This window comes from Anoxybacillus sp. J5B_2022, from assembly GCF_026847645.1.
Classification (GTDB): domain Bacteria; phylum Bacillota; class Bacilli; order Bacillales; family Anoxybacillaceae; genus Anoxybacteroides.
The window spans coordinates 1-20,101 of sequence record NZ_JAPSMC010000053.1 but is presented as its reverse complement, the minus strand read 5'-3'; the positions used below and the strand labels follow the sequence as shown (position 1 = coordinate 20,101).

The 20,101-nt window shown below is 45.3% G+C and carries 15 protein-coding genes and 8 tRNA genes; 18 read left to right on the top strand and 5 right to left on the bottom strand.

The window, feature by feature from the left end:
* Positions 1 to 13: 13 nt before the first annotated feature.
* From M4I42_RS13215 to M4I42_RS13180, 8 genes are all read left to right on the top strand, one after another.
* Positions 14 to 89 (top strand) — tRNA-Phe (locus M4I42_RS13215).
* Between the two features lie 162 nt (positions 90 to 251).
* Positions 252 to 327, top strand: a tRNA-Thr gene (locus M4I42_RS13210).
* 12 nt (positions 328 to 339) lie between these two features.
* Positions 340 to 415: transfer RNA gene (locus tag M4I42_RS13205), tRNA-His, on the top strand.
* A 174-nt stretch (positions 416 to 589) separates the two neighbouring features.
* A tRNA-Gly gene (locus tag M4I42_RS13200) sits at positions 590 to 660 on the top strand.
* 10 nt (positions 661 to 670) lie between these two features.
* Positions 671 to 744: transfer RNA gene (locus M4I42_RS13195), tRNA-Ile, on the top strand.
* A gap of 169 nt (positions 745 to 913) precedes the next feature.
* Positions 914 to 988 (top strand) — tRNA-Asn (locus M4I42_RS13190).
* 3 nt (positions 989 to 991) lie between these two features.
* Positions 992 to 1,084, top strand: a tRNA-Ser gene (locus M4I42_RS13185).
* Positions 1,085 to 1,097: 13 nt separating this feature from the next.
* Positions 1,098 to 1,169: transfer RNA gene (locus M4I42_RS13180), tRNA-Glu, on the top strand.
* A gap of 62 nt (positions 1,170 to 1,231) precedes the next feature.
* Here the strand turns inward: M4I42_RS13180 and M4I42_RS13175 are convergent.
* On the bottom strand, positions 1,232 to 2,191 hold the full coding sequence (locus M4I42_RS13175) for a cation diffusion facilitator family transporter (protein ID WP_268852584.1): 960 nt from the start codon (positions 2,189 to 2,191) through the stop codon (positions 1,232 to 1,234).
* A gap of 246 nt (positions 2,192 to 2,437) precedes the next feature.
* On the opposite strand from M4I42_RS13175, the gene glgB reads away from it, so the two are divergent.
* From glgB to M4I42_RS13150, 5 genes are read left to right on the top strand one after another with little or no spacing between them, the layout of a single operon-like run.
* A complete protein-coding gene (gene glgB / locus M4I42_RS13170; RefSeq protein ID WP_268852583.1) occupies positions 2,438 to 4,381 on the top strand; it encodes a 1,4-alpha-glucan branching enzyme in 1,944 nt (647 codons plus the stop codon).
* Positions 4,332 to 5,495 carry a glucose-1-phosphate adenylyltransferase gene (locus M4I42_RS13165; RefSeq protein WP_268852582.1) on the top strand — a complete coding sequence of 388 codons (1,164 nt, stop codon included), beginning with the start codon at positions 4,332 to 4,334 and terminating at the stop codon, positions 5,493 to 5,495. The genes glgB and M4I42_RS13165 overlap by 50 nt, the downstream gene beginning before the upstream one ends.
* A gap of 6 nt (positions 5,496 to 5,501) precedes the next feature.
* Complete coding sequence (gene glgD / locus M4I42_RS13160; RefSeq protein ID WP_268852581.1) at positions 5,502 to 6,530, top strand: glucose-1-phosphate adenylyltransferase subunit GlgD; 1,029 nt, start codon at positions 5,502 to 5,504, stop codon at positions 6,528 to 6,530.
* Positions 6,527 to 7,978, top strand: a complete 1,452-nt coding sequence (gene glgA, locus M4I42_RS13155; RefSeq protein WP_268852580.1) for a glycogen synthase GlgA — start codon at positions 6,527 to 6,529, stop codon at positions 7,976 to 7,978. Before glgD ends, glgA begins: the two co-directional genes overlap by 4 nt.
* Complete coding sequence (locus M4I42_RS13150) at positions 7,968 to 10,367, top strand: glycogen/starch/alpha-glucan phosphorylase (protein ID WP_268852579.1); 2,400 nt, start codon at positions 7,968 to 7,970, stop codon at positions 10,365 to 10,367. The genes glgA and M4I42_RS13150 overlap by 11 nt, the downstream gene beginning before the upstream one ends.
* Before the next feature lie 38 nt (positions 10,368 to 10,405).
* On the opposite strand, the gene M4I42_RS13145 is transcribed toward M4I42_RS13150, so the two are convergent.
* The 3 genes from M4I42_RS13145 to M4I42_RS13135 form a co-directional block, all read right to left on the bottom strand.
* Positions 10,406 to 11,200, bottom strand: coding sequence for a TIGR00266 family protein (locus M4I42_RS13145; RefSeq protein WP_268852578.1), 795 nt, complete (start codon positions 11,198 to 11,200; stop codon positions 10,406 to 10,408).
* Between the two features lie 421 nt (positions 11,201 to 11,621).
* Positions 11,622 to 12,380, bottom strand: coding sequence for a yteA family sporulation protein (locus M4I42_RS13140; protein ID WP_268852577.1), 759 nt, complete (start codon positions 12,378 to 12,380; stop codon positions 11,622 to 11,624).
* A 77-nt stretch (positions 12,381 to 12,457) separates the two neighbouring features.
* Entirely contained in the window at positions 12,458 to 13,393 is a 936-nt protein-coding gene (locus M4I42_RS13135) for a 1,4-dihydroxy-2-naphthoate polyprenyltransferase (RefSeq protein ID WP_268852576.1), read from the bottom strand.
* Between the two features lie 195 nt (positions 13,394 to 13,588).
* On the opposite strand from M4I42_RS13135, the gene M4I42_RS13130 reads away from it, so the two are divergent.
* From M4I42_RS13130 to M4I42_RS13110, 5 genes are read left to right on the top strand one after another with little or no spacing between them, the layout of a single operon-like run.
* Positions 13,589 to 14,968, top strand: coding sequence for an isochorismate synthase (locus M4I42_RS13130; protein WP_268852575.1), 1,380 nt, complete (start codon positions 13,589 to 13,591; stop codon positions 14,966 to 14,968).
* Positions 14,961 to 16,715, top strand: a complete 1,755-nt coding sequence (gene menD / locus M4I42_RS13125; RefSeq protein ID WP_268852574.1) for a 2-succinyl-5-enolpyruvyl-6-hydroxy-3-cyclohexene-1-carboxylic-acid synthase — start codon at positions 14,961 to 14,963, stop codon at positions 16,713 to 16,715. Before M4I42_RS13130 ends, menD begins: the two co-directional genes overlap by 8 nt.
* Positions 16,712 to 17,536, top strand: a complete 825-nt coding sequence (gene menH, locus M4I42_RS13120) for a 2-succinyl-6-hydroxy-2,4-cyclohexadiene-1-carboxylate synthase (RefSeq protein ID WP_268852573.1) — start codon at positions 16,712 to 16,714, stop codon at positions 17,534 to 17,536. The genes menD and menH overlap by 4 nt, the downstream gene beginning before the upstream one ends.
* On the top strand, positions 17,526 to 18,344 hold the full coding sequence (gene menB / locus M4I42_RS13115) for a 1,4-dihydroxy-2-naphthoyl-CoA synthase (RefSeq protein WP_268852572.1): 819 nt from the start codon (positions 17,526 to 17,528) through the stop codon (positions 18,342 to 18,344). The genes menH and menB overlap by 11 nt, the downstream gene beginning before the upstream one ends.
* A 59-nt stretch (positions 18,345 to 18,403) precedes the next feature.
* The gene (locus M4I42_RS13110) at positions 18,404 to 19,867 is read left to right on the top strand and encodes an o-succinylbenzoate--CoA ligase (RefSeq protein WP_442864113.1); all 1,464 of its coding nucleotides are present in this window, start codon (positions 18,404 to 18,406) and stop codon (positions 19,865 to 19,867) included.
* 48 nt (positions 19,868 to 19,915) lie between these two features.
* On the opposite strand, the gene M4I42_RS13105 is transcribed toward M4I42_RS13110, so the two are convergent.
* The coding region (locus M4I42_RS13105) for a hypothetical protein (RefSeq protein ID WP_268852570.1) at positions 19,916 to 20,101 on the bottom strand (186 nt) is incomplete at its 5' end.

Here is a 20,101-nt window from a genome sequence, read left to right as displayed (position 1 = left end):
GATATTATATAACGGCTCGGTAGCTCAGTCGGTAGAGCAAAGGACTGAAAATCCTTGTGTCGGCGGTTCGATTCCGTCCCGAGCCACCATTTACGTTTGTCGGCTTAGCTCAATTGGTAGAGCACGCCCGAATAAGCTTCTGTGAAATTGCTACAGCGTACCGCTCGAGCAGCAGCTTGATTAGGCATACTGAGAGCGGGACGACGATAATACTGAGTGATTTACAAAATAGCGTTTTTAAATTTTGTTACGCCGGCTTAGCTCAATTGGTAGAGCAACTGACTTGTAATCAGTAGGTTGCGGGTTCAAGTCCTGCAGCCGGCACCAGCAAATTTTGTGGCGGCTATGGCGAAGTGGTTAACGCACCAGATTGTGGCTCTGGCATGCGTGGGTTCGATTCCCACTAGTCGCCCCATAAATAACATACAACATGCGGGTGTAGTTTAGTGGTAAAACCTCAGCCACGAGCGACACAACGGTGAATTTGCTACGAGTTGCCTCGACGCATCCATCATCTTCGAATCATCTGGAAGAGGAAGAGGCATGGGAAGTGCGTGGCGAGAATAATGATGATAGTAATATAAAATATGCGGGTGTAGTTTAGTGGTAAAACCTCAGCCTTCCAAGCTGATGTCGTGGGTTCGATTCCCATCACCCGCTTTTAAAAGACGGGCCTATAGCTCAGCTGGTTAGAGCGCACGCCTGATAAGCGTGAGGTCGGTGGTTCAAGTCCACTTAGGCCCATCTCCTTTATGATATTCCGCAATAGCTCAGCGACGAGCGATGCATCGGTGAATAAACTGCGAGTTGCCTCGACGCACCCCTCCTCTTCGAGTAAGCTAGGAGAGGAAGAGGCAGTAGAAATGCATCAGAAAGATGATGTTTTGTTGAATGAACAATTTTTTAAAAGCATTCCGCAATAGCTCAGCGGTAGAGCAACCGGCTGTTAACCGGTAGGTCGTAGGTTCGAATCCTACTTGCGGAGCCATCGGGAGAAGTACCCAAGTGGCTGAAGGGGACGGTTTGCTAAACCGTTAGGTCGCGTTTTTGCGGCGCGCGGGTTCAAATCCCGCCTTCTCCGCCAGTTTTAATAATATGGCCCGTTGGTCAAGTGGTTAAGACACCGCCCTTTCACGGCGGTAACACGGGTTCGAATCCCGTACGGGTCATCGAAAAATCACTATGCACGTAGCATAGTGATTTTTTATTTTATGCAAAAGAGACTTCTGCTTTACGTAGAAAGCGAAGTCCCTTTGTTGTTTTGCTCGAGAAGAAATTTTTTTCCGTATTCCCCGTGATTATGGAACGATGCGTGCTCGATTTGAATGGTCACATGTTTAATCCCGTACTTAGGTTCTAACATTTCATTGATTGCTAAAATGACGCAAAATGGCTGAACATGCTCATTAATAAATACGTGCGCTGTGAGTGAGTAGTGGTCAGAAGAAATGGACCAAATGTGCATATCATGTACGTCTTCTACTCCTTCAATACATCTAATATCGGCACGAATGAGATCTAAATCAAATTGTGGCGGAACGGAGTCCATGAGAATGAAGTACGACTCACGAGTAATTTTCGCTCCCCCTGTAAAAATAATCGCGCCGATCACCATGCTAATGAGCGGATCAATCACGTAAAAATCTGTGAAGTAGATGATGACTGCCGAAATAATGACTCCAATTGAACTAAGAAGGTCGCCGATAAAATGCCATAACGCACTTTTTACATTTAAATTTTCTTCTTCTTTTGTGCTCCGGCTAAGAACAATTGTTAGTACGATGTTGACAACGAGCCCGATCGAAGCGATGGTTAACATCAATGCAAAATCGATCGGTTCTGGATGAATAAACCGCCGAATCCCTTCTACAAAAATCCCAATCGCGATGATGACGAGAGCTAATCCATTCAAGAACGAAGCAATGATTTCAAACCGCAAATACCCGAATGTAAACGTTTTGTTAGGCGGCCGTGAAGCTAAATAAAGAGCAATCATGCTTAGGCCGAGTGCTAGCACATCTGAAGCCATATGGGCAGAATCAGAAAGTAAGGCGAGCGAGTTGGAAAAAAGACCGCCTGCAATTTCGACAAACGTAAAAAACAAAGTTAATATAAGCGTAATCCAAAGCGCTTTTTTTGATTTACTCTGCTTTTTTGTGTGTGGAAGATGATGATAATCGTATTGAGTCATATCGCACCTCTTTTTAAAATAATTATAATTAAATAATTATACTTTTTATAAATAAATAATTATTTTAATTATAATTATTATAATTAAATATTTAATATAAGTATATTCAATCTAGATGAAAAATGCAACTGATCATTTTCTGTAAAATGCGTGTTGAAAGTTGTCAAAAAATATAAACATTTTTGTTCAAGGAATTTATCGGAGGATGTGGAATATATAGAATAACTGTAAAACTTAAAGGAAAGGATGCGATGCCGTTTGATCGCTACAACCCCAACAGATTTTGAAGTTCATTTGTTTCATGAGGGAAGCCTATATAAAAGCTATGAGTTATTTGGAGCGCATGTCATAAAAGAAAAGGGGATAACAGGAACACGGTTTTGTGTATGGGCTCCTCATGCACGTGAAGTTCGGCTCGTAGGGAGTTTCAATAATTGGAATGGGAGCGATCATTCGCTTGTGAAAGTAAGCGAGCAGGGTGTATGGGCGATTTTTGTTCCAGTAAATTTAGAAGGGCATTTATATAAGTATGAAATTGTCACAAGCAACGGAGATGTTTTGTTAAAAGCAGACCCGTATGCGTTTTATTCAGAGCTGCGCCCTCGTACTGCTTCCATTGTCTATTCGCTACAAGGATATAAATGGAACGATAGAGCGTGGCAGCGAAAAAAATTAAGAAAACCAATCTATGACCAACCGATGTTTATTTACGAACTTCATTTAGGTTCTTGGAAAAAGAAACGCGACGGGAGTTTTTATACTTACCAAGAATTGGTCGATGAATTGATTCCATATATCGTCGATCACGGGTTTACTCATATCGAACTGCTTCCTCTCGTTGAGCATCCGCTCGACCGTTCGTGGGGATACCAAGGGATCGGATACTATTCCGTGACAAGTCGCTACGGTAATCCACATGATTTTATGGCGTTTGTTGACCGCTGCCATCAAGCCGGAATTGGTGTGATTTTAGATTGGGTCCCTGGTCATTTTTGCAAAGATGCCCATGGACTTTACCTATTTGACGGCGAACCGACGTATGAGTATGCCAATATACAAGATCGGGAAAATCCTGTATGGGGAACGGCGAATTTTGATTTAGGCAAACGGGAGGTTCGAAGCTTTCTTATTTCGAACGCTTTATTTTGGCTGGAATATTTTCATATTGATGGCTTTCGCGTGGACGCTGTCGCGAATATGTTGTATTGGCCGAACAGCGATGCCCTTCATCCAAATCCGTACGCCATCGAGTTTTTGCAAAAGCTAAATGAGGTCGTTTTTGCTTATGACCCTTCAGTCTTGATGATTGCAGAAGATTCCACGGACTGGCCGCGCGTTACTGCTCCAACGTATGAAGGAGGACTAGGGTTTAATTATAAATGGAATATGGGATGGATGAACGATATTTTAACGTATATGGAAGCCACACCGGAGCAACGAAAATCTTTGCATCATAAAGTCACCTTCTCGCTTTTATATGCTTATTCAGAAAACTTTATTTTGCCATTTTCCCATGATGAAGTAGTGCACGGAAAAAAATCATTATTGAACAAAATGCCGGGAGAGTATGAACAAAAATTTGCGCAACTGCGCTTGTTATACGGATATTTGGCGACACATCCAGGCAAAAAACTGTTGTTTATGGGCAGTGAATTCGGGCAGTTTGATGAATGGAAAGATTTAGAGCAATTAGACTGGATGCTATTTGATTTTGAGATGCATCGAAAAATGAATGAGTATGTGAAAGAATTAATGAAGTTTTATAAACGCTATAAACCGCTTTATGAACTGGATCATTCATCAGAAGGATTTGAATGGATCGATGTTCATAACGCAGAGCAAAGCATTTTTTCGTTTGTTCGCAAAGGAAAAAAAGAGAGTGACCTATTGATTGTAGTATGTAATTTTACGCCGATTGTGTACCATGACTATAAAGTCGGGGTTCCGTCGCGAGCGACTTACAAAGAGGTGTTCAATAGCGATGCCACCGCTTTTGGTGGATCCGGATATGTGAATAAAAAGGCGCTCGTTGCAATAGAAGAACCATTTCATGGAAAGCCATATCATCTTCAAATGACAATCCCGCCGTTCGGAATTGCTGTGTTGCGTCCAATGAGAAAACGAGAGGAGAGAAGCGAGGATGGTAAAGAAAAAGTGCATCGCCATGTTGTTGGCCGGCGGTCAAGGTAGCCGATTAAACTCGTTAACGAAACAGCTTGCCAAGCCCGCTGTTCCGTTTGGAGGGAAATACCGAATTATCGACTTTACGTTAAGCAATTGCACGAATTCCGGGATTGACACAGTCGGGGTGTTAACACAATATCAGCCGCTCTTATTGCATTCTTACATCGGGATCGGCAGCGCGTGGGATTTAGATCGAAGAAACGGCGGTGTGACGGTCTTGCCTCCATACTCAGAAGCATCGGGTGTCAAATGGTATGAAGGAACGGCGAACGCGATTTACCAAAATATCAATTATATTGAGCAATATGATCCCGATTATGTGCTCATTCTTTCTGGAGATCATATTTATAAGATGAACTATGCCAAGATGCTCGGTTATCATATCGAAAAAGGTGCAGATGTGACGATTTCGGTTATTGAAGTGCCATGGTCGGAAGCGAGCCGTTTTGGCATTATGAATACGAATGAGCAGATGGAAATTGTCGAGTTTGAGGAAAAGCCGGTATTGCCGAAAAACAACTTGGCGTCGATGGGGATTTATATTTTTAACTGGCCGATTTTAAGGGAATATTTAGAAATTGATAACGATAATCCACATTCCAGTCATGACTTTGGAAAAGATGTGATTCCGTTATTGTTAAATGAAGGGAAGCGGCTCGTTGCTTATCCATTTAAAGGATATTGGAAAGATGTCGGAACGGTAAAAAGCTTATGGGAAGCAAACATGGACTTGTTGAACCTAGAAAGCGAGTTAAATTTATTTGATCATGCGTGGCGCATTTACTCCGTTAACCCAAATCAGCCGCCGCAATACATCGCTTCTCATGCATCTGTTGTTAATTCGCTTGTGAATGAAGGGTGCGTAATTGAAGGGAGTGTAGAGCATTCCGTTGTATTTCAAGGGGTACACATTCAAAAAGGAGCAATGGTGAAAGATTGTGTTGTGATGCCAGACGCCATCGTTGGCGAAAATGTATATATTGAAAAAGCGATTGTGCCATCAGCATTGGAAATTCCAGCAGGAACGATTATTCGCCCGTCTCTGTCCGGAGAAGAAATTATCCTTGTCACAAAAGAATGGCTCGAACAACAGAGGTCGGAAACGATCGAGAAAGGATGAGTAACTGTGAATAAAATGATGTTAGGCGTGATTGATGCGACCACATATATGGAGCCGATTCATGAGCTAGCAGCGCACCGTTCCATTGCAGCGGTCCCATTTGCGGGGAGGTATCGTCTTATTGATTTTGTTTTATCGAATATGGTCAATTCGGGAATCGAAAGCGTCGCGATTTTTCCGAAATATCAATATCGGTCATTGATGGATCATTTAGGTTCAGGGAAAAATTGGGATTTAAATAGAAAGCGGGACGGACTCTTTTTCTTTCCGTCACCGGATTTGCATATTCCGTCTCCGCATCTTGGAGCATTTCAGCATTTTGAACAACATATTGATTATTTTTTGCGAAGTAAACAAAAGTATGCGCTCATTTGCAATAGTTATACGATTTGCAATATCGACTACCAGCTAGTTTTACAGCGGCATATTGCGAATCAGTGTGATATTACAGAAGTGTGCCATCAAGGCCGTTCGCTCGAAATGTTCATTTTAGAAACGTCGTTGTTGCTAGACTTAATTGCCAACCGTGTACAAACAGGCTACAACAGCATCGTCAATGTTGTTCGTGATCCGTCTCACCAACTGAACATTTGTCACTATGAGCATCACGGCTATGTGGCGGTGATTGACTCCGTCGAGAGCTATTTCCGCCATAGTTTGGAGCTGCTTCATCCGGAGATATGGAAACAATTGTTTGTGAAATCGCGTCCAATTTATACGAAAGTAAAAGATGAGCCGCCAACTCAATACACTGCGAGCGCGGTTGTCAAAAACTCGATGATTGCGAACGGTTGTGTGATCGAAGGACATGTGGAAAACTGCATCGTGTTTCGCGGCGTGAAAATCGGGAAGGGAGCGGTAGTGAAAAATAGTGTAATTATGCAAAAGACGCAAATTGGGGAACGATGCGAATTAGATCATGTGATTATTGACAAAGATGCTAAAGTGGAGAACGATGTGAAAATAGCTGGGACAGAACGGCGTCCATTTGTCGTTCGCAAAGGCACTGTACAAGGAGCGTTGATGAACCGGTGAAAGTGTTATTTGTTGTTTCGGAATGTGTACCGTTTGTGAAATCAGGAGGGTTGGCGGATGTAGCAGGGGCACTGCCGAAAGAGTTAAAACGGCTTGGAACCGATATTCGCGTGATGCTGCCGAAGTATGGCACGATTCCAGAAATGTATCGCACTAAAATGAAAAAAGTGGCACAATTGATCGTTCGCGTCGGATGGAGACGACAATATTGCGGCATTGAAATGCTAGAGCATGAAGGAGTCACTTATTATTTCGTCGACAACGAATATTATTTTAAACGCGACCGTTTATACGGCCATTATGACGACGGAGAACGGTTTTCTTATTTTTGTCGAGCAGCGTTAGACGCGTTGCCTGCGATTTCGTTTCAGCCTGATATTATTCATTGCCATGACTGGCATACAGGAATGATTCCGTTTTTATTACGGGAGGAATATAAAAAGAATTCGTTTTACCAACATATGCGCTCGGTATTTACGATTCACAATTTGCAATTTCAAGGCATTTTTCCGCGTGAAATTTTAGGGGATTTGCTGAATTTAAGCGACCGTTATTTTACGATCGAACATGTGGAGTTTTACGGGAACGTCAGCTTTATGAAGGCGGCGCTCGTAGCGAGTGATATGATTACAACCGTCAGCCCGACGTATAAAGAAGAGATTCAAACAGAATATTATGGAGAAAAGTTAGATGGGCTGTTGCGGGCACGCCAACGCGATTTAGTCGGGATTTTAAATGGGATTGACGATGAAGTGTACAATCCGAAAAAAGATCGGTATATCGCTGTTCCGTACGATCAAACGACGATTGCACGGAAAGAGATCAATAAGCAGGCGCTGCGGCAAAGGTTTAGTCTGCCGAGCGAGGAAGATGTGCCGATTATCGCGATGGTCACACGTTTAACAAAGCAAAAAGGTCTTGATTTAGTGAAATGTGTGTTTCATGAGATCATTGCGGAGAACGTTCAATTTATTGTTCTCGGTACCGGTGATTGGGAGTTTGAGCACTTTTTTAATGAGATGGCTATTACATACCCTAACCAAGTCAAAGCGTATATCGGCTTTCATGAGGAATTGGCGCACCAAATTTATGCCGGCGCGGATTTGTTTTTGATGCCCTCGCAATTTGAGCCGTGTGGGCTTGGGCAGTTAATTGCCTTAAGGTATGGTGCGATTCCGATCGTGCGTGAAACCGGCGGGCTGAATGATACGGTACAATCATTTAATGAATTTACTGGAGAAGGAAACGGCTTTCGTTTTAAAAACTTCAATGCGCATGATATGCTTTATACGATTCGGCGGGCGCTTGGATTTTATTATCAAAAAGAAGTGTGGGAAAAATTAATGATAGCGGCGATGAGCCGTGATTACAGCTGGGCAAAGTCCGCCTTTAAGTACAATCAGCTTTACGATGAATTAATGGCTGGGAGTGGGAGTCGTGTTCTCTAACAAAGAAGAGTTTAAAACGGTTTTTTTGAAAAAGCTAGAAATGATGTATGGGAAAAGGTTTGAGGAATCAACCGTGCGCGATCAATATCAGACGTTAGGGAATATGGTTCGCGAGTATATAAGCCAAAACTGGATTCACACGAATGAGCGGAGCCGGGCGAACAATCATAAAAAAGTGTACTATTTGTCGATTGAATTTTTGCTTGGTCGCCTTCTTGGTAGCAATTTATTAAACCTTGGCATTCGTGATGTCGTGGAAGAAGGATTGAGAGATCTCGGGATCGATTTAAGGGAAATAGAAGAGAGCGAGGCGGACGCGGGACTAGGAAACGGCGGTCTTGGTCGCCTTGCTGCTTGTTTTTTAGATTCGTTGGCTTCTCTTAATTTACCGGGGCATGGGTACGGTATTCGCTATAAACACGGGTTGTTTGATCAAAAAATTGTCGATGGCTTTCAAGTAGAACTGCCAGAGCAATGGTTAAGACATGGAAATGTGTGGGAAGTTCGAAAAGAAGATTTGGCGGTTGAAGTGAATTTTTGGGGAAAAGTCGATGTTTCTTATGAGGGGGGACGGCTAACGTTTCGCCATGTCGATAGCGAAAAAGTCATGGCGGTTCCGTATGACATGCCTGTGATCGGGTACGGGGCGAACACGGTGAATACGCTTCGTCTCTGGAGCGCGGAGCCAGCGAAAACATTTCCGACTTATAAAAACGTCATGCAATATAAGCGGGAAACGGAGGCCATTTCCGAATTTTTATATCCTGATGATACGCACGATGAAGGAAAAATTTTGCGGTTGAAGCAGCAATATTTTCTTGTCACAGCTAGCATCGGTAGTATCGTCCGCGCTCATCGCCAGCAATACGGGCATTTGTACCAGCTGCATGAGTATGTAGCGATTCATGTGAACGATACGCATCCTGTGTTGGCGATTCCAGAGCTAATGAGGGTGCTATTAGACGAAGAAGGAATGGGCTGGGAAGAGGCGTGGCACATTACGACAAATACAATTTCTTATACGAATCATACGACATTATCGGAAGCACTAGAAAAATGGCCGATTCGCATTTTCCAACCGCTCCTTCCGCGCATTTATATGATTGTGGAAGAAATTAATGAGCGGTTTTGCCGCGAGCTTTGGCAACGGTATCCCGGGCAATGGAAGCGAATCGAAGAGATGGCGATTATCGCGCACGGGCTTGTGAAAATGGCGCATTTAGCGATTGTGGGCAGCTACAGCGTCAATGGCGTAGCGAAACTGCATTCCGAAATTTTAAAACATCGTGAAATGAAGTTATTTTATGAAGTGTTTCCGCAAAAGTTTAACAATAAAACGAACGGCATTACTCATCGCCGCTGGCTATTAAAAGCGAATCCCGAGCTTTCGTCGTTAATTACGCGGGCAATCGGTGACCGCTGGATTAAGGAGCCAGAAACATTGCTAGATTTAAAGCCGTATGCTTACGATGCTTCCTTTCGTGATGAACTAGGCAAAGTGAAACAAAAACGCAAAACGATGCTTGTAAAACGTATTTACGAACAAACCGGCATCACCGTAGACGAATCGTCCATTTTTGATGTGCAGGTGAAACGGCTTCATGCGTATAAACGCCAGTTGCTTAACGTGCTACACATTATGTATCTCTACAACCGGCTAAAAGAAGATTCGAGCTTTTCCATTTATCCGCGCACGTTTATTTTTGGGGCAAAAGCATCTCCAGGATATTATTATGCGAAACGAATTATTAAGCTCATTAATTCATTAGCGGATAAAGTCAATCGAGATTCGCAAACGAATGACCGGCTCAAAGTGATTTTTTTAGAAAACTACCGCGTATCGTTAGCGGAAGAGATTTTTCCTGCCGCAGATGTCAGTGAGCAAATTTCAACCGCCAGCAAGGAAGCATCCGGCACCGGCAATATGAAATTTATGATGAACGGGGCGATTACGCTCGGAACGTTAGACGGGGCCAATATCGAAATTTTAGAGGCGGTTGGGAAGGAAAATATTTTTATTTTCGGCTTAACAGCTCAAGAAGTGTTAGATTATTACCAAAATGGCGGATATCGCGCGCATGAATATTATCATCATGACCGGCGGATTAAACAAGTAGTCGATCAACTAGTAAACGGGTTTTTCTCAGATGCGCACGACCACTTTGAGCCGATTTACGATTCATTATTAATGCAAAACGATGAATATTTTGTGTTGCGTGACTTTGCGGCTTACGCCGAAGCGCAGGAGCGGGTGGAAGCTGCGTATAAAAACTGTGATCATTGGTTGCAAATGAGCGTTATTAACATCGCTCATTCCGGCTATTTTTCAAGCGACCGAACGATTCAAGAATACGCGAATGACACTTGGAAGATCAAACCGCTTGTATAGCGAAAAGCGGAGGGGCTGTTAGCGCCCTCCGCGTACTATCAATCATCTCCATTCAACAAATCGCCAATCGACCCTAAAATGCTACTTTCGCCAACTGAACGGCCCCCGGCGCTTGGAGCAGCCGCGATAATGCGGTCTGCCAGACGGCTGAACGGCAACGACTGCACCCAAACCGTTCCTGGTCCTGTTAAAGTTGCAAAAAACAACCCTTCGCCGCCGAAAAAGGCGGTTTTAATTTTGCCGACAAATTCAATATCATAGTTGACTTCTTTCGTCATAGCGACGAGGCAGCCGGTGTCAATACGTAATTTTTCTCCCGGTTTCAACTCTCGTTTATAAATCGTCCCACCAGCATGCAAAAAGGCAAGACCGTCTCCTTCAAGTTTTTGCATAATAAACCCTTCCCCACCGAAAAAGCCGGTGCCGAGTTTGCGTTGAAAATCAATGCCGACCGATACGCCTTTGGCGGCGCAAAGAAACGAATCTTTTTGGCAAATGATTTTTCCGCCTAGTTCACTTAAATCTACCGGAATAATTTTACCGGGATACGGGGCAGCGAACGAAACGCGCCGTTTGCTCGTTCCGTGATTCGTAAACACGGTCATGAATAAACTTTCCCCCGTTAACAGCCGTTTGCCGGCACCGACTAATTTGTTGAGAAACCCTTTATTCGAACTGGATCCGTCGCCAAAAACGGTTTCCATTTCAATGCCGTCTTCCATCATCATCATGCCGCCTGCTTCGGCAATGACGCTTTCTTGTGGATCTAATTCAATTTCGACAAACTGCATATCATCGCCGTATAGCTTGTAATCAATTTCGTGTGCATTCATTTTCTTCACCTCTATGATTAGTTTACTCGTATGTATTCTCTATTACGTATGATTATTCCTTTTTGTTTCACACAAAGCGAAGGCGATTCCTAGCTCTTGAAGTTAAACGTTCTTCCGGCAGAAACGACGGAGAGGGGGGCAGAACGGAGTTAGACGGAAATAAGAAAAGCGCAAAGCGCCCGCCTATCGGCGAAGATCGCACAAGCCCCACCGAGGAGGCTCAGCCCAAGCAAAGCTTGGGCTTGCGTGGGATATTTCAAAGAAGTGAATTCAGCGTGTCGCCGCCGAAAGAAGGGGCGGAGCGACTCGAGCCGATGGCGCTTGGAGCTAGACAGCTCCCCTTTTATGAAGATTATGAACCGTGGTAGACCCAAAATTTTATACTTTCTTATCTTTTGAAAAAGACCATCCAAGGACGGTCTTAATCACGAGTCTTTGCTTCGGTATACGGCTCTTTTTCATACGCTCGCAAGTCCCCGATGTTCGACATGATTTGTTCCCTATCTAAAATCGCTTCCAATTGTTCATGCTCTCGTGTCGGGTAAATCGCTAACGGGTGTCCGTATAAGTCAACAGCGGCAAAATTTTCGAAAGCCTCGACATATCCGACCGGTTCCTCTGCTTCTGTATAGGCTTCGTTGTAATGATCAACATATTGCCATAAGTCCGATGGGGTGTCCGATGTTCCATAGCGGGCAACTTCTTGCCATGCATCTTCCGCATCGTACATGACGGCATCTTGATCGTCAAAATCAAATTTTCCGAACGGAGGCAATAGCACTCCTTCTTCGAGTGGGCGCTGGTGCGAAACAATTTGATCACGGCTATGCTCTTTGCAAAAAGTCGTCGTCGGTAGCGCTTCGAGCCGTTCATATGGAATTGGTTGCCCACATATTTCGCAACGGCCATATGTTCTAGCTTGGATCGCCTGAAGCGCCCGTTTAATGTCGTTTAACTCCCGTTCGGCATGCTCATGAAGAGCAATATCTTTTTCTCGTTCATACAGTTCCGTTGCTTCATCTGCTGGATGGTTATCATAACTTGCTAATTCCCCAGTGGAATCATGAGCGTGACTTCGCTCCATGCCGAAATGATCATTGTGGTTCAGCCGTTCTTCCAACTCCTGTTTGGCTTTAAGAAGCCGTTTCTGTAAGGCGGCTTGTTGATCGTCTGTTAACATGAGAGTTCCTCCCTTATTAGCCTTTATCATGTAGTATGGACGAAAAACAAAAAAAAACACGGTCGATTTGACCGTGTTTACAGCCAGTGACTGATTAAAAGGCCGAGCGCCAACAAAAAACCGAATTGCGTATTCGTTTGCGCCGTTGCTTTCATGGCGGGCATCATTTCGATCGGCTTTGTTTTGCCGATAAATCCTTTTGCGGCAGTGATTGCTTTTGGAATGCTTAGAAAAACAAGGAGCGTCCATGGCGAAACAATGTGGAGAGCGACAAGTCCTACTATCCACGCAAAAGAAACGATAAACATGCTGGCTAAAATTCGGATGGCATTCGTTCGTCCGGCTAAAATGGCAAGCGTTTTCCGACCGTGCTTTCGGTCTCCGTCAAGATCGCGAATATTGTTGGCCAACAAAATGGAGCCAACTAAAATAGCGATGGGAATCGATACGACAACAGGAACAACGGTGACTTCACCGGTTTGAATAAAAAAGGAAATTAAAATAATGACAAGTCCCATAAAGAAGCCAGCTGCCAGCTCGCCAAACGGTGTATAGGCGATCGGAATAGGTCCACCGGTGTAAAAATAGCCTGCTGCCATACAAACTGTGCCGACGGCCGCTAACCACCAGCTGCTGTTCATGCAAATATATACACCAATGAGCATCGCCGCGGCAAAAAAGGAAATCGCAAGCATGAGCACGGTTTTCGGTTGAATGCCGTCGCGAACAATGGCTCCGCCAATGCCGACAGATTCCGCCGAGTCGAGCCCGCGCTTATAATCATAATATTCGTTAAACATGTTTGTCGCCGCTTGGATAAACAAGGAAGCAACAAGCATCGCTACAAACAAAGAGAGATGAACCTCTGTTTCATGAAAAGCCAAAGCTGTGCCTATGGAAACTGGGACGAAAGCGGCGGTCAATGTATGCGGACGCGTCAGTCGCCACCATACGCGCCAATCGCGCTCCGATTTAAAGGCCGATGGTTGTTGTGCCGGTAATGGTGATTGCATAAATCATACCCCTCGTATTAGGATAGAATAAAAGCGTTGTTCAAAAAACGTTCAAAATAAGTGTAGGTAAACGTTGAGAAGGTGTCAACCCTTTTGGAATAGATAAATTATTTCCTATTATATATAATGGAAAGTGGCGATTGATTTTCACGCATTTGTCTAAAAAGTTCAGTACCACAAGAAAGCGGGATCACAGTGACGATTTTATCTCAACATAAAATTCAAGAACAATGGAATGCGATTGCCAGATCAACTAGTGCACCGTTTGTCAGTTGGAGCGAAACGATTCCGGCTGTGGACCCTATCCGTTTTTTTATGCTCGGAGCGCGGAGTTCCTTTAGGAGCCGATTTTATTGGTCCGACCGTTTCAATGAAACGATCTATGTGGGGATAGGGTGCACATACACCATTGTCGCAAAAGGGGATGAGCAGCGGTTTGCGACGGTTGAAAACGAATGGAAGCGTTTTATCGAAAGGACGGCGATTCATTCGAACGGAACAGACGCCATCCCTCTTTTGTTTGGCGGTTTTTCGTTTGATCCGCTCAAACGGAAAAGTGGGCAGTGGCATCATTTTTCCGATGCGAAGTTGATCGTGCCGACGGTGCTATTGTCCGTGAAAAAGGGGAAGGCAACGGTTACGGTGACGCTGCCTTCGCAACAGTATGAAGAAATAACCGAGCGTATTGGCCAATTATTTTCCATGTTATATGACGGGCACCTCTTCTCTTCGTCCCTTCCTCCGCTTATACAATACGAGGAAAGAAGGAAGCGGGAATGGATGGAGGCGGTCGAAAAAGTCATTGACCGTATCCGAAAAGGGGATTTTGCCAAAGTGGTGTTGGCGCGAGAAGAGCGCTTTACATTTGCGGGTCGACTAGAGGCTAGCTCAGTGCTGGAACGGTTGCGCGAGCAGCAGCCGACGAGCTATTTGTTTGCTTTTGAACAAAATGGCAGTTGTTTTATCGGGGCTTCTCCGGAGCAGCTTGTCAAAAAAGAAGGGGACATATGTTATTCGACTTGTTTAGCCGGATCGATTCGCCGCGGCAAAACGATAAGAGAAGACGAAGAACTTGGTCATTGGCTGTTGCAAGATGAAAAAAATTTACAGGAACATCAGTTTGTGGTCGAAATGATCAAAGAAGCGATGGCGGAAGCGTGCGAGAACGTCCACATTCCAACGAAACCGCAACTATTAAAAATGCGAGATATTCAACATTTATACACACCGGTTGTCGGGGAAAATCGTCGCAACGTTTCGCTCGTTTCGCTTGTTGAGCGGCTCCATCCGACCCCGGCGCTAGGGGGAACACCGCGAGAGAAGGCGCTGGCAACGATTCGTGCCCTTGAACCGCTCGATCGCGGATGGTACGCTGCGCCGATCGGTTGGTTGGACGCGCTCGGAAATGGAGAGTTTGCCGTCGCGATTCGCTCTGGCTTATTGCAAGGAAACGAAGCGTCCTTGTTTGCCGGATGCGGGGTCGTTGGCGATTCCGACCCATTGAGCGAGTACGAAGAAACGAAGGTAAAGTTAAAACCAATGTTATCCGCCTTAGGGGTGAAGCGAGATGAATGATGATTTAACGTTGTATGTGGCAGCCTTTGTCGATGAACTGGTGAAAGCCGGGGTGCAAGATACCGTTGTCAGCCCAGGGTCACGTTCGACCCCTTTCGCCATTGTGATGGCGGAACATCCGGGCATGAACATCCATTTGAACATCGATGAACGGTCGGCGGCTTTTTTTGCGTTAGGGATGGCGAAAGCGCGGCGAAAGCCGGTTGCCCTTCTTTGTACATCAGGAACGGCCGTTGCCAACTATTGGCCAGCAGTGGTGGAAGCGTATTATTCGCGCGTTCCTTTAATTGTGTTGACGGCAGACCGTCCGCATGAGCTTCGCGATATCGGTGCACCACAGGCGATTGACCAAATTCATATTTACGGAAAACATGCGAAATGGTTTATGGAAATGGCGCTTCCAGAAAGCTCGGGCGAAATGTTGCGCTACGCTCGCATGATGGCTGCACGAGCAACTGCGGTGGCAATGACGGCGCCCCAAGGGCCTGTTCATTTAAACTTTCCGCTTCGCGAGCCGCTTGTGCCGACGGTTACGGAGCAAACGTGGAAACAAATTGAAGCAGAAGCGCCTGCCTGTATTCAAGTGACGATCGGTCAAAAAACGCTGGCGGATGAGCAGTTTCGTCAATTATATGAACAGCTTTCTAAGATAGAAAAGGGTTGGATCGTTTGCGGCGACTTAGACAAGCCGGGATTTGCCGAGGCGGTAACAGAGCTTGCGGCAACGCTCGGCTATCCGATTTTAGCTGATCCGCTTTCGCAATTGCGCAGCGGGATGCATCCGAAAGAGGAGATTGTAGAGTGTTATGATGCGATTTTAAAAGACGAAGCGATTGCCGAGCGCTTGTTACCAGAGGTGGTCATTCGTTTTGGGGCGATGCCAGTTTCGAAGCCGCTTTTATTAACGCTCAAACGTCATCCGGCCATTACGCAAATTGTTATTGATAGCGAGGACGGTTGGCGAGAGCCAACGCATGCCGCTTCACACATGATTTATTGCGATGAAATCGAGTTTTGCTCTCGGCTCGTCCAATGGAGCGATCCTCGTCCAAAAACGAGCGAATGGAAGGAATTATGGCAAGATGTGAACAAAGTTGCGAGAGAAGCGCTGCTCGAAGTGAAGCAAGAAGAATCGCTGTTTGAAGGAAAAGTATTTATAGAATTAGCTGAGCTATTGCCGGAACAGTCGTTACTATTTGTCGGTAACAGCATGCCGATTCGCGACGCAGATATGTTTTTTATGGTGAATGATAAGCAAATTCGCGTAATGGCGAACCGTGGTGCCAACGGCATTGACGGAGTCGTTTCTAGCGCGCTAGGTGCCAGTGTGGTGGCTGAGCCGCTCGTGCTTGTGATTGGCGATCTTTCTTTTTATCACGATTTGAATGGGTTGCTCGCTGCTAAGCTCCATCGTTTAAATGCTACCATTATCGTTATTAATAATAATGGCGGCGGCATCTTTTCGTTCCTACCACAAGCAAAGCATAAAAAACATTTCGAAGCATTATTCGGAACACCGACGGATTTGCAGTTTGAGCATGTCGTGCGTATGTACGATGGACAGTATCGTCAAGTGGCGACATGGGACGAGTTTCGCCATTATGTACAACAGTCGGTCGGATCGGAAGGATTGCACGTCATCGAACTACGTACATCACGGGAAGAAAATGTCGCGAAACATCGCTTTTTGTGGAATTATGTTTCCCAGGAAATCACCGAATTTCTCGAAAAAAGGGGAAGACGATGAGAATTTCGATTCGCGGTGTGTCCTATTATGTAGAAGTAGTGGGAGAAGGGGAACCGCTTTTATTGTTGCACGGGTTTACCGGAAGCGTTCAAACATGGAAGCCGTTCATATCTGATTGGAAGCAGCGAACATTAGTGATGGTAGACATCATCGGACATGGAAAAACAGATTTTCCGGACGAAGTAGAACGGTATGAAATCGAAAGCGTAGCGGCAGACCTTCATGAGTTGTTAGACCAGCTGCATATAGATAACGCACACGTCCTTGGCTATTCGATGGGAGGACGGCTAGCGCTAACGTTTGCCATTCGTTATCCGCATCGGGTTAAAACGCTTATTTTAGAAAGTAGCTCGCCTGGATTAAAAACGGAAGAAGAACGAATGGCGCGCATTCGAAGTGATGAAGCGTTAGCAGCGGAGATTGAGCAGCATGGAGTAGCGGCTTTTATTGAGAAGTGGGAGCAGCTTCCACTTTTTGTAACGCAAAAACGGTTGCCACGCGAAATACAAGAACAAATCCGCCGTGAACGGTTAGGCCATAGCGCTAAGGGGCTGGCTAACAGTTTAAGAGGCATGGGGACAGGAAAGCAGCCGTCTTGGTGGGAGCAGCTAAACAGTCTTCCCATTCCAACATTGCTTCTTTGCGGAGAATGGGATGAAAAGTTTTGCCAAATTGCATTGGAAATGAACGGACGGTTGCCGAATGCACAGCTAGCGAAAATTTCTTGTGCCGGACATGCAATTCATGTGGAACAGCCAAAGATTTTTGCTAAAATAGTAAATGAGTTTATCGAAAAAGGAGGCGAAAGGAATGGCAATTGAATGGGTCGCAGAACGTCAGTACGAAGATATTTTGTACGAAACGTATAACGGCATTGCGAAAATTACAATCAACCGTCCGGAAGTACATAATGCGTTTCGTCCGAAAACGGTTCAAGAGTTAATTGATGCTTTTTCATATGCGCGTGATGATTCGAAAATTGGTGTCATCATTTTAACAGGGGCAGGAGGCAAAGCGTTTTGTTCCGGTGGTGACCAAAAGGTACGCGGTCATGGCGGGTATGTCGGAGACGATGAAATTCCGCGGTTAAACGTATTGGATTTGCAGCGGTTAATCCGTGTAATTCCAAAGCCGGTCATTGCGATGGTAGCAGGATATGCGATCGGTGGCGGCCACGTATTGCATGTTGTATGCGATTTAACGATTGCGGCGGACAACGCCATTTTTGGACAAACAGGTCCAAAGGTCGGCAGCTTTGATGGCGGATACGGTGCTGGCTATTTAGCGCGCATCGTTGGCCATAAAAAAGCGCGTGAAATTTGGTATTTATGCCGTCAATACAATGCGCAAGAAGCGTTGGAAATGGGGCTTGTCAACAAAGTCGTTCCGTTGGAGCAGTTAGAAGAAGAAACGGTCAAATGGGCAGAAGAAATTTTAGAGAAAAGCCCGACGGCGATTCGCTTCTTAAAAGCAGCGTTCAATGCGGACTCCGACGGTCTAGCGGGCATTCAGCAGCTCGCGGGTGACGCGACATTGTTGTTCTACACAACGGAAGAAGCGAAAGAAGGACGGGATGCGTTTAAAGAGAAACGTAAGCCGGACTTTAAACAATTCCCGCGTTTTCCGTAAACAAATCGAGCAGCTTGATGAATATCATCAAGCTGTTTCTTTGTATTGGAGGGATGAATGTGAACGTACTGCCAAACTGGCTCATGCAGCGTGCGTTTTTAACGCCAGCGCGCGTGGCCGTTTACAACGAGAACAGCCGCAAAACGTTCGCCGAGCTTCATGAAGCAGCAGTGCAAAAAGCAGGAAAATTGGCGCATTTCGGCGTGCGGCAAGGCGATATCGTCGCCTTATTAATGCGCAATAGCGTAGACATGATCGAATGGATTCATGCGCTTCATTATCTTGGCGCGGTTGTGTTATTGCAAAACGTCCGATTGACTGTCCACGAATTAGTGTGGCAACTTCAAGATAGCCAAGCGAAATGGTGGATTGTGGACGACGAATGGGTTGAGTATCAACAGGCAACAACCGTTCCAACGGTGCCGGCCAGCGAATTAGTAAAGCTTCCACAAGATGAGGCGCCGCTGCAACACTATTATTCGCTGGATGATACCGCGACGATTATGTATACGTCCGGAACGACCGGAAAGCCGAAAGGGGTATTGCAAACATACGGAAACCATTGGTGGAGTGCAGTCGGATCGGTGTTAAATTTAGGGCTTCGTGAAGACGATTGTTGGTTAGCAGCAGTCCCTTTTTTCCATGTGAGCGGCTTGTCGATTTTAATGCGGAGCGTCATCTACGGTATTAGTGTCTATATGTTGAATCCGTTTCATGCCCAAAAAGCGAATGAGATCATTATGAAGGAAAAAGTGACGATGATGTCCGTTGTCAGTGCGATGTTGCAGCAAATGCTGAACGATTTAGGGGGACGAGTTTATCCTAAAACGTTTCGTTGTATGTTGCTAGGGGGTGGACCAGCCCCGAAACCGCTATTAGAAGCGTGTCGTACACAAAACATCCCGGTGTACCAAACGTACGGGATGACGGAAACAGCTTCGCAAATCGTGACATTGGCGCCGGAATACAGTTTGACAAAGCTCGGCTCGGCTGGAAAACCGCTGTTTCCTGCACAGCTTCGTATTGAGATCGACGGGCGGATGGCGCGACCGTATGAGGCGGGCGAAATTGTGGTGAAAGGACCGAATGTCACGAAAGGGTATTTACATCGGCCGGAAGCGACAAAACAAGCGATTCGTGATGGCTGGTTGTACACCGGTGATATTGGCTATGTCGATGAAGAAGGATTTCTCTATGTGTTGGACCGTCGCTCGGATTTAATTATTTCTGGTGGGGAAAATATTTATCCAGCGGAAATTGAAGCAGCATTGCTTGCACATGAAGCGGTGGAAGAGGCAGGAGTGACGGGCATCGCGGATGAGCGATGGGGCCAAGTGCCGTGCGCGTTTGTGAAAGTAAAAGAGGGTTACGCGGTGACAGAAGAGCAGTTGCTTGCTTTTTGCAAGCAACAGCTTGCTACCTATAAGCTGCCAAAACGAATTTATATCGTCGACCAACTCCCGCGAACTGCTTCACAAAAATTAGTGCGCCGTGAACTTGTTCGCCTTTTACCAAAAATATAGGGTGTCTAAGTCGATTGTCGACGGACACCCTTTTTATCGCTAAATTTTCTACTCCATTAACTCTAATTCTAACGCTCGACTAGCCACGAACTGCTCAATGTCTTTTGGCAGTCCGTCAAGCGTTCCAAATTCGTATTGCCATAAATTTGTAAAGGAATCGACATACGCAGGAAATGTTTGTTGATTGGCTCGTTTCATTTCTTGCTGGAAAGAACGAATCAAGCTTTCTTTTTT

What these genes read in the sequence shown, in the direction of transcription:
- M4I42_RS13140 (WP_268852577.1), bottom strand. Translation starts at nt 12,380, where the DNA reads ATGTTAACAGACGATCAACAAGCCGCCTTACAGAAACGGCTTCTTAAA.
- glgB (WP_268852583.1), top strand. Translation starts at nt 2,438, where the DNA reads ATGCGATGCCGTTTGATCGCTACAACCCCAACAGATTTTGAAGTTCAT.
- menD (WP_268852574.1), top strand. Translation starts at nt 14,961, where the DNA reads ATGAATGATGATTTAACGTTGTATGTGGCAGCCTTTGTCGATGAACTG.
- menB (WP_268852572.1), top strand. Translation starts at nt 17,526, where the DNA reads ATGGCAATTGAATGGGTCGCAGAACGTCAGTACGAAGATATTTTGTAC.
- M4I42_RS13175 (WP_268852584.1), bottom strand. Translation starts at nt 2,191, where the DNA reads ATGACTCAATACGATTATCATCATCTTCCACACACAAAAAAGCAGAGT.
- M4I42_RS13135 (WP_268852576.1), bottom strand. Translation starts at nt 13,393, where the DNA reads ATGCAATCACCATTACCGGCACAACAACCATCGGCCTTTAAATCGGAG.
- M4I42_RS13165 (WP_268852582.1), top strand. Translation starts at nt 4,332, where the DNA reads ATGGTAAAGAAAAAGTGCATCGCCATGTTGTTGGCCGGCGGTCAAGGT.
- M4I42_RS13145 (WP_268852578.1), bottom strand. Translation starts at nt 11,200, where the DNA reads ATGAATGCACACGAAATTGATTACAAGCTATACGGCGATGATATGCAG.
- menH (WP_268852573.1), top strand. Translation starts at nt 16,712, where the DNA reads ATGAGAATTTCGATTCGCGGTGTGTCCTATTATGTAGAAGTAGTGGGA.